We start from the raw sequence: 9255 nt of genomic DNA, 5'->3' as shown, positions 1-9255 counted from the left end.
GGTGGCAGATGCGATTGAAGTACCGCTGTATCTGTACAACATCCCTGCACGCACTGGCAACACCTTACAGCCGGAAACCGTGCGTGCGCTAGCTTCACATCCCAACATTATCGGCATCAAAGACAGTGCGGGCAGCTATGAGAGCCTGAGCGGTTTCCTGAAGGCCGCTGAAGGCGTGGAAAACTTCAACGTGCTGACCGGCCCTGACTCGCTGATCCATCGTGGTTTTGTTGAAGGCTGCACCGCCTGTATTTCGGGTCTTGCCAACGTGGCACCGAAAGAGATCAACGCTATCTGGGCACGTTTCCACGCGGGCGATATTGAAGGTTCACGTCAGGCACAAGAGAACATCACCGGCCTGCGTACCGATCTCTACAGCGTCGGTTTCCCACCGGCCACCGTTAAGAAAGCTGTTTCACTGCTGGGTTCAGATGTGGGTAACAGCCGTTATGCGGTGAGCTTCTCTGCCGAAGAAGAGCAGAAGATCCGCCAGATCGTGAATCAGTACCTGCAGTAAAGACCGATTGGGCAGCGGTTGCTGCCCGTTCCAACACCAGGATTGGGAAACGCTATGAAAGTTATCTGTACTTCACCGTCTTTCGCCAAATACGACGCTGCGCCTATTGATGCGCTGGAACAGCAGGGTTTTGAGCTGATCACCCTGCCCGCCGATGCACCGCTTAGCGCGCTGGAGCCGCATCTGGCCGAGACCGTGGCGATGATCGTTGCCTTTACCGATGTGAATGAAGCACTGCTGGCAAAAGCACCTCAGCTGAAGATCGTGTGTAAGCATGGCGTGGGCGTCGACAACATCAATCTGGATGCCACCCGCGCACGCGGCATTTACGTCACCAATGTGCCGGATGCCAATAAACATGCCGTGGCTGACTTCGCGTTCGCGTTGATTCTGAATAGCGCACGCCAGATTACCCAGGCTGCAATTGAAACCCGTGCCGGTAACTGGCCGCGCATCTTTGCCACCGATGTGTATGGCAAAACGCTGGGCATTATCGGCCTCGGGAATATCGGTAAACAGGTTGCGCTGCGTGCCAAAGGCTTCAACATGCGCGTGATGGCTTTCGACTTTTATCCGGATGAAAAATTTGCCGCCGAGCATGGCATCGAATTCGTCAGCCTCGATCAGCTGACCGAAAGCAGCGATTTCATCACCTTGCACAAGCCGCTCACCGATAAAACCCAGAATCTGTTCGATGCTGCGCGCATCAAGCGCATGAAGAAGAGTGCATTCCTGATCAATGCCTCACGCGGTGGCATCGTCAATGAGCAAGATCTGTATCAGGCACTGCTGGACAACGTCATCGCTGGCGCGGCCGCCGATGTGTTTGAGCAGGAACCGCTGGCGGAACATCCGCTGTTCACCCTCAGCAACTTTATCCCGACTTCGCATATCGCGGGTTACACCGACGGTGCCATCAGTGCCATTGGTGAACGTTGCGTCGCGCAGATTGTGCAGTGCATCAAACAGGGCGAGCGCCCGACAAATGTTATGAACGGGCTGGATTAATTTTCTCAAAACCCTACTTAATCCAAATTTTAATCCCCAGTCATTGGTGCTGACGCCAGCGACAAGGTCATCTGTCCCCCCGAATGTGGGGTGGATGATTGCAGTCAACGCCGCGACAGCGCGAAGGACACCGGGAAGGTGAAAAAATATTATGAACAACACCTCTCGCTCTACCCGAATTCGCTGGTGGATTGCTGGCCTGATGTGGCTGGCGATCGCCATTAACTATATTGACCGTACCGTACTCTCTGCGGCTGCCCCGCATTTGATCAAAGAGCTCGACATTAATCCCGAGATGATGGGCTTTATCATGGCAGCGTTCTTCTGGTCTTACGCGCTGTTGCAGATCCCGGCAGGCTGGTTTGCCGATCGCTTCGGTCAGAAAAAAGGTCTCGGTATTGCGGTGGCCTGGTGGTCAATTGCTACCATGGCGATGGGCCTGGCAACCGGCTTTAAATCTCTACTGGCGCTGCGTTTAGCGCTGGGTGTCGGTGAGGCCGCCGCCTATCCGAGCAACGCCGGGATAACCGCGCGCTGGTTCCCGGATCGCGAACGTGCCACCGTTTCAGGCCTGTTCGACAGCGCCTCGAAGTTTGGTGGGGCCGTGGCCATGCCGTTGATCGTATTTATGATCGCCATGTTCGACTGGCGCATCACTTTCCTGGTGATTGGTTCACTCGGTGTGTTCTGGGTAATTGCGTGGTACTTCATCTATGCGGAAAACCCGGAAGATCACAAATCGATCAGTCAGGATGAAGTGCGCTTTATCCGTAATGGCCAGGCGCAGAAACACGGCGACAAAAGCGTACGTCCGATGAAGTGGTACAAACTGCTGCGCTACCGCAATATCTGGGCAATGTGCATTGGCTTCTTCACCATTAACTACACCTCATACTTCTTTATTACCTGGCTGCCGACTTATCTGGTGAAAGATAAAGGCATGGATTTCCTCAAGATGGGGATGGTGGCTGCGCTGCCGCTGATTTGCGGCATGGTGATTGAAGTGCTGGCCGGTTGGGCATCGGATCGCATGGTGCACAAAAAAGTGCTGTCACTGACCGCCACGCGCAAGCTGTTCCTGACTATTGGTCTGATGATGGCACTGTGTATCGGCTTCGCCCCGTTCACTGACTCGGTATTTATGACCGTGCTGTTGCTGTGTATCGCCAAATCGGGCACCACCGTTGCGGCTTCTCAGGTGTGGGCACTGCCTGGCGATGTGGCACCGCAGAACAGCGTGTCGATCGTGGCAGGCCTGCAAAACACCGTATCCAACATGGGCGGTGCGGTGGGGCCGATTATTACTGGTGCCATCGTCGGGGCGACAGGCCACTTCACCTGGGCGCTGGTGTTCTCTGCTGTATTAGTGGTTATCGGTATTCTTAACTACCTGTTCCTGATGGGCAAAGTCGAACCCATCGTGGATGAGGAACAGGCGCATCATCCACACTCCGTGGTAAGCGGCGCGTAAGTGCCAAACTCGCCGCATCGTCCTGATGCGGCGTTTCCCCTACAGAAAATAAAAAACAATTGGAGGCGACATGTCGCTGAATTCCAATGGATCACCTGCTGCAATTCAGGCAAGTAAAGCGAAAGGGAAATTTCGTTTCGTCATTCTCACGGTGCTGTCAGTCGGCATCGCCATCAACTATATCGATCGCGCCGCCATGAGTGTCGCCATGCCGTTTATGAGCCAGGAGCTACACTTCTCGCCCACGGACAGCGGCTTATTACTCTCGGCATTTTTCTGGAGCTATGTGCTGTTCCAGCTACCCGGCGGCTGGCTGGTGGATAAACTCGGCCCGCGCATCACTTTTGCTGTCAGCAGCCTGGGCTGGGGTTTAGCCACCGCCGCCTGTGGCCTGGCCAGCTCCATCGCTGCTCTGGTGGGCTTCCGCTTTGTTTTAGGTGCCGTGGAAGCGCCCAGCTATCCCGCCAGTTCGTCGACGGTCACGCGCTGGTTCCCGCGTCAGGAGCGCAGCTTTGCCGCTGCCACCTTCAACAACGGCAGTAAGATCGGTGGCACGCTGGCGATCCCGATCATCTCTTTCCTGATCGCGCTGGTCGGCTGGCGTATGACATTTGTCATCTCCGGCGTGGTGGCGGTGGTGTGGGCGCTGGCATGGTACTTGTGGTATCGCGATCCGCGCGATCACAAAAGCGTCTCGCTTGAGGAAGTGGAATTCATCGAGGCCAACCAGGATCCGCAAACCGGCGAGCCGATGAGTGTGCGACAGTTGCTGGGCCAACGTGCCGTACAGGCAATGATGGCCGGCTTCTTCTGCATTAACTTTGTTTCCTACTTTTTCTTTACCTGGTTCCCAACCTATCTGGTGGAAACCTTCCATCTCTCACTGATGAAATTCGGCCTGCTCGGCATGCTGCCAGGGCTGGCAGCGATTGTTGGCGGCTGGTGCGGCGGGTTGCTGTCCGATTCACTGGTGCGTCGCGGCTACTCGCTGAGCGTGGCGCGCAAAATTCCGCTTGTGGGTGGCATGTTGGGTAGTGCCACCATCGGTCTGGCGGCATTTTCCCCAACTGTTGGCCTGGCGCTGGCGGCACTCTGCTTTGCCAACTTCGCCGCCACGTTTGCCTCTGCCGCGCTGTGGGCACTGCCGTCTGATGTCGCACCCAACCGCGCGAACGTCGCCACCATCGGCGGTATCCAGAACATGGCCGCCAATCTGGCCGGGATTATTTCGCCTATCCTGATCGGGGTGATCATGCAATACACCCACTCCTTTGTGATCCCACTGGAGATCGCCGGGGTGATCGGTGTCGTCGGAGCGCTGATTTACGCCTTCTGGCTGCCGCGTGTGCAGCCGATGGGCACCGAATCTGCCGCAGCACTGGAAGGCAACTTAAGGAGAGAAGTATGAATACTCGCTGGAAGCAACGCCCGGCGCACGCGACCTGGGGTGATTTTGGCCCCGACGATCAGCTCGGTCGATTGAATCTCCTGACCGCGCAAAAGGTGCTGGAAGGCGTAGCCGAAGTGAAAACCGGGCAAACGTTCTGCCTGAGTTTACCGCTCGACTTACCGGGCGGCACGGCGATGAACCCGCGCCGTCCGCCGCCGCAGCTCAATGCCACACGACGCGGCGAGCATGCCAATATGACCTATCCGTTATCGCGCGATAATCCACTGCTCACCGACGTGATTTGCGATGATACCGTGACGCTGGCGCTGCAATACTCAACGCAATGGGACAGCCTGGCGCATATGGGCCAGTGGTTTGATGTCAATGGCAACGGCGAGCCCGAGATGGTGTTCTACAACGGCTACAAAGCCAATGTCGATATCGTTGGGGAAACGGATTATCGCGGCGGCTGTGGCTGCGACCACGGCAGCCATTTGGGCGCGAAGAAACTCGGCATCGAAAATGTGGCGCAGCACGGCATGCAAGGCCGCGCGGTGATGATTGATATTAAACGTCACTTTGGCACCGAGCGGTTTGCCTTTGGTTATCAGCATCTGCAGCAGATTTTACAGGCGGATGGTATCGAGGTGCGCCAGGGCGATATGGTGTGTTTCCGCACCGGCATGGATGAAGCGATTCTGGCGATGCAGGGCGAGCCGGATATGACATTTTTAAACAGCCACTTTGCAGGTCTGGATGGCAGTGATGAGCAGCTGCGCAACTGGATCGTCGAGAGCGGCGTGGTGGCGCTGATCGCCGATAACCCAGCGGTAGAGATTTTACCGGCACGCCCAATGAACGATGATTTTTATCCGTCGCATCCGCTGCACGAGCTCTGTCTGTTCCGGCTGGGAGTGTATCTCGGCGAACTGATGTTACTCAGTCCGCTGGCGGATTGGCTGGCGCAGCAACAGCGCCATGCGTTTCTGCTCACCGCCCCACCACTGCGGCTACCTGGCGCAGTGGGTTCACCAGCAACACCGATTGCCACGGTTTGATGTTGGTATAAACGGAAGCACACTGTGGCCGTGGCAGGCGCGATACATTGCGCCGCTTCGGCTCTTGCGCGTCTTAGGCAGATCTGGGGGGGAAGGCCCATGCGCGCCTGAGGCAGCATAGCGGCTAAGGGAGGCCGAATACCATTGCGCGGCGTTGCGAGTATGACGCTCGCGACCCTGCAGGCGAAGGGTTGCGGTTATTTCCCCGCGATAAACAGCCGATAGGCTGCAATCACCGCAAGAAAATCTTCCACGCCGCAAAATGACAGGCTCTCTTCGTCGTAATAGGTCATGCCCTCTTCCATGCCATCATCTTCCAGCGCCAGCTGGTTGGCTCGGATCATCACCTCTTCTTCATCCAGCCAGATGGTGTACTCATGTCCGACACGCTGCCACTGATTGATAGTGCCTTTCACTGCCCGCGCGGCCGCTTCCACTTCATCCAGCAGGGCCAGATTATCGCTGGCCTCTTCATTGAACCAGTGACCCACCGCTTCGTGGTCCATCGACATACGTACTTTGACCTGCCCGGTCAAATCACGCAGAAATTCATACTCCATGGGTTTGCCTCGTGTAGCTAATGGCGCGACGTGCAGCACCGGTTAGGTGCATTTTGTGCGTAGCGCGCTGAATAAAGTGGGATCGCGCTCGCATTATGCCAGAAGCCGCCGCTCAATAGGTGACGGTAACCGTCACGGTATCACTGTAGCTCCCGGCAGGCTGATTGGTTTGATCGGGATTGACCTTTGCGGAGTAGTTGATACTTTGCGCGACGCCGGTGCCGGTCTCACTCAGGTCATTACTGGGTGTCCATGCTGTGCCATCTGCCTGATATAACTGATACTGCAGCAGCGAAGAGCCGTTGCTCATTTGTCGCCAATCCCCACTGGTGGCGTTGCTGCTGGCAAGGTTAACGCTGTACGCCGCATTCAGCGTGCAGCGAATGGCCAGCGCCGATGAGACGCTGCTAAAACTGGCGGGCAGTGAAGCGCTGCCAAAGTCCAGATCGGGCGCGCTGTCGATGGCACAGTCATTGGTCACCTCAAACTGGATCTGGATGGTGGAAGTGGCCGTGCCGGTGGTATAGGCACATATCCCGAGAACGCCAACAAAACAGATACTGTAACTCCAGTTCAGCGTAATGGTGTCGGTATAGGTTCCCGCGGGCACATTGACGCCTGCGGTGCTTTTCAAATACAGCGGCAGTGAGCCATCGCTGGCATTGAATAACCCCAGCAGACCCAGCAGTGAGGTCGAGCTCCAGGTTTTACTGCTGCCGATGCTGTAGGTGGTGCTGCACGCGCTGTCACCGCAAATCGTATAAGGGATATAACTGCCGGTGCTGCTGTTGTAAGCCTGTGGCGAGGTGCCGGATGCATTGGCTGAGCTGCTGATAGTGCCCGTCACGGTATTGGTGCTCAGCAGGGATAGTGCGCTGCCCGAACAGGTGAAGCCGGTACCGGTTTCAACTACCTGTGCGGTGCTGGCTAACGTAAAAGAGCTGACGCTGCCAAAGTCCGTACTGCTTGAGCTGGCTGTACAGGCCGCCCAGAGCGATCCGCTCCAACCGGACAGTAAGACAATCAGCGCCACTAGCACCCTTTTCATTGATGTTTCTCCTGATTTTCAGCCATAGCACACACCAGAGGCCCTGTGCGAAATTGTTCGCTGTTAATCGTCAGTGCATGTCGGCACTGTCCCGCCGGCAACGACACGCTGATTTCACTGTGCTCAGGCACATCGTCAAACCACGCCTGGCCGCCATATCCCATTTGGGTGGTTTGCCCACTGTGCATTTCCGTCACCAGCGTTCCCGGCGGTAAAGGGTGATGTTGCGCATCCACCAGCGTCAGCAGTAGCGGCCGGGTCTTGCGCAGCGGGAAATTCACCACCGCACCACTCGCTTCACGCACCGATATGCGTTGCTCGACCTGCGGCGCATTGATATCCGCAGGCAAATTCAGCGGATCGATGGTCAGTTTGGCGGGATACCACGCGCTGACCCACGGCACCAGAATATGGCCCTGGCTATCGGTACTGCCCAACAGTTGGTTTTCATAGCGAACCGGTACGCCGCTGTAGCCAGAAGTACTGACCACGATAAAGGCATCATTAATTTTGCTGGTGGCAAACAACGCGTTATCCATCCACACCAATGCACCGCTGGCATCAAACCATTGCGTACGATCGCCCGAGGATCCGTACACGCCGCCGCTTAATACCGAGTAGCGGTTTTTCCACGTAACATCCGCCTGGCGATAGCCGTCGTTGTTTTGTGAAGCCGCCAGATTCCAGCCAATGCCACCGGACGCCGGTGCTGCACGGCTGTAGCTCAAGGTTTGCGCACGCTCGCCGTTGCTGTCACGCTGGCTGGAGAGGGATACCGATCCCGCCTGATCAAACGGAATCAGTAACTGGATTTGCGCCGCCATGCCGTGCTCGCCAAGGGTTTTATTCAGTGCCACGTGCACGCTGCTATTGCCCCACAGGCCACGGCTCCAGGATAAATTGGCTAAGCGAGTGCGCGTGCTGTCATGGGCGGTGATATCGAAATAACCGAGGCCAAAGGTGCCCGCCATGCGACCAAAAGGTGCAACACTGAGCGTGGCTTGTTCTGCGCGGCGGCTGAGGCTCGCGCTGGTGTTGTAAACCGACAAGTCGCTGAATCCCGCGGTACGCTGAACATGGCTGAGGCTGAGGCTAAAACGTGGGGCGTACCACGAATAACCGGCAGAATATTGCTGCCCAGCGCGATCAGCTTGAGACTGGCTGGCACTCAACGAAAGCGTGCCCAAACGCGCCACCGCTATATCCACCCCCGCGCCCATCCGCGCCAGCCCTTCACGACCTTCACCCTGTAGCGCCAGCGTCAGATGATCATTCACGCCATAGCGATAAAAACCGCTGACGGCGGCGGCATCGTAATCGGCACTGCGAATGCCATAGTTTTGCCGCAATGCGCCTGCGCTAAAGTCAAAATCGCTCAATCCACTGCGCAGCAGTTGGTTAGAGACATAAAACGGAATGCTGGTTTCAACCTGCCGGCCCAGTGCATCGGTGGTGACGACGGTGGCTTCACCCGCGCCGTTGATATAAGGCGTACTGGTCAGCGTCCAGGGACCCGCATTCAAACTGTTGCTACTGGTTTTATAGCCGTTGATAAACACATCCACACTACCGGGCACGGCAGCATTGCCTGACCAGTTCAGCATCGGATAGGTGACTAAATCGGGTCGGACGGCAAAACTGCGGCTGATACGCAGCCCGCCTAATCGCACCGAATTGCTCCAGCTGAGTGAGTTGCTGATGACATCCCCCAACTGAAAACTCACCATGCGATCGACATCGCTGTATTTCCAGGTGGTGTCATAACGCAGATAGCCCGCGCGGCTGTCGCTATCTGCTTCTCCCTGCCAATACTGGCGCCAGGTGCCGGTATTCGACAGATAACCCGAGGTGGAAAAAAAACGCTGTTCCAGCCAAACCGCGCTGTAACTACTGGCGTCGGCGCTTTTTACGTTATAGGCATCGTAATTCAACAACATGCCGGGCGAGCTGATGGCCTGATACGCCGTTTGCGGCCTGTCGCTCAGCGTTTGCTTTGGCAACCAGCTGTCCGGCACCTGTAGCTGTAATATCTGGTGCACACTGTCATAACTGACGTGGATCTGCGGCAGCACGCTGACATAACTGGGAATTGGTGGCACAGTACCAGTTCGACTTCGGTCTGCGCCCATCCCTGGCGTTCGTTTCTTCTCGCGGCAACGTGCAGAACTACGGCGATCAGAACCTGAAAAAATATGTTGATGTG

General features: G+C 56.5%; 8 protein-coding genes and 1 pseudogene. 6 read left to right on the top strand and 3 right to left on the bottom strand.

Annotated elements, in window-relative coordinates:
- From H7A81_RS22875 to H7A81_RS22855, 5 genes are all read left to right on the top strand, one after another.
- Positions 1 to 517: dihydrodipicolinate synthase family protein (locus tag H7A81_RS22875; protein WP_182058810.1), on the top strand; the 517-nt coding region annotated here is incomplete at its 5' end.
- Between the two features lie 54 nt (positions 518 to 571).
- Positions 572 to 1525 carry a phosphoglycerate dehydrogenase gene (locus H7A81_RS22870; protein WP_182058809.1) on the top strand — a complete coding sequence of 318 codons (954 nt, stop codon included), beginning with the start codon at positions 572 to 574 and terminating at the stop codon, positions 1523 to 1525.
- A 151-nt stretch (positions 1526 to 1676) separates the two neighbouring features.
- Positions 1677 to 2996 carry an MFS transporter gene (locus tag H7A81_RS22865; RefSeq protein ID WP_034829595.1) on the top strand — a complete coding sequence of 440 codons (1320 nt, stop codon included), beginning with the start codon at positions 1677 to 1679 and terminating at the stop codon, positions 2994 to 2996.
- Positions 2997 to 3066: 70 nt separating this feature from the next.
- On the top strand, positions 3067 to 4404 hold the full coding sequence (locus tag H7A81_RS22860) for an MFS transporter (RefSeq protein ID WP_058960879.1): 1338 nt from the start codon (positions 3067 to 3069) through the stop codon (positions 4402 to 4404).
- On the top strand, positions 4401 to 5444 hold the full coding sequence (locus H7A81_RS22855) for a cyclase family protein (RefSeq protein WP_182058808.1): 1044 nt from the start codon (positions 4401 to 4403) through the stop codon (positions 5442 to 5444). The genes H7A81_RS22860 and H7A81_RS22855 overlap by 4 nt, the downstream gene beginning before the upstream one ends.
- 197 nt (positions 5445 to 5641) lie before the next feature.
- Here the strand turns inward: H7A81_RS22855 and yacL are convergent, their stop codons facing one another.
- The 3 genes from yacL to H7A81_RS22840 form a co-directional block, all read right to left on the bottom strand.
- Positions 5642 to 6004, bottom strand: coding sequence for a protein YacL (gene yacL / locus H7A81_RS22850; RefSeq protein ID WP_182058807.1), 363 nt, complete (start codon positions 6002 to 6004; stop codon positions 5642 to 5644).
- A gap of 112 nt (positions 6005 to 6116) precedes the next feature.
- Complete coding sequence (locus H7A81_RS22845) at positions 6117 to 7052, bottom strand: spore coat protein U domain-containing protein (protein ID WP_160833526.1); 936 nt, start codon at positions 7050 to 7052, stop codon at positions 6117 to 6119.
- Positions 7049 to 9151 (bottom strand): fimbria/pilus outer membrane usher protein, encoded by a 2103-nt coding sequence (locus H7A81_RS22840; protein ID WP_255479025.1) that lies wholly within the window; start codon positions 9149 to 9151, stop codon positions 7049 to 7051. The genes H7A81_RS22845 and H7A81_RS22840 overlap by 4 nt, the downstream gene beginning before the upstream one ends.
- On the opposite strand from H7A81_RS22840, the pseudogene H7A81_RS22835 reads away from it, so the two are divergent.
- A pseudogene (locus H7A81_RS22835) lies at positions 9133 to 9255 on the top strand (porin); the annotation flags it as partial. The gene H7A81_RS22840 and the pseudogene H7A81_RS22835 sit on opposite strands and share 19 nt — an antisense overlap.

The sequence above is a fragment of the Pantoea sp. ME81 genome, from assembly GCF_903970985.1.
GTDB lineage: Bacteria > Pseudomonadota > Gammaproteobacteria > Enterobacterales > Enterobacteriaceae > Pantoea > Pantoea communis.
This window is presented reverse-complemented; position numbering and strand designations above follow the sequence as displayed.

Coding starts and splice junctions, on each gene's coding strand:
- H7A81_RS22870 (WP_182058809.1), top strand. CDS start 572: ATGAAAGTTATCTGTACTTCACCGTCTTTCGCCAAATACGACGCTGCG.
- H7A81_RS22865 (WP_034829595.1), top strand. CDS start 1,677: ATGAACAACACCTCTCGCTCTACCCGAATTCGCTGGTGGATTGCTGGC.
- H7A81_RS22860 (WP_058960879.1), top strand. CDS start 3,067: ATGTCGCTGAATTCCAATGGATCACCTGCTGCAATTCAGGCAAGTAAA.
- H7A81_RS22855 (WP_182058808.1), top strand. CDS start 4,401: ATGAATACTCGCTGGAAGCAACGCCCGGCGCACGCGACCTGGGGTGAT.
- yacL (WP_182058807.1), bottom strand. CDS start 6,004: ATGGAGTATGAATTTCTGCGTGATTTGACCGGGCAGGTCAAAGTACGT.
- H7A81_RS22845 (WP_160833526.1), bottom strand. CDS start 7,052: ATGAAAAGGGTGCTAGTGGCGCTGATTGTCTTACTGTCCGGTTGGAGC.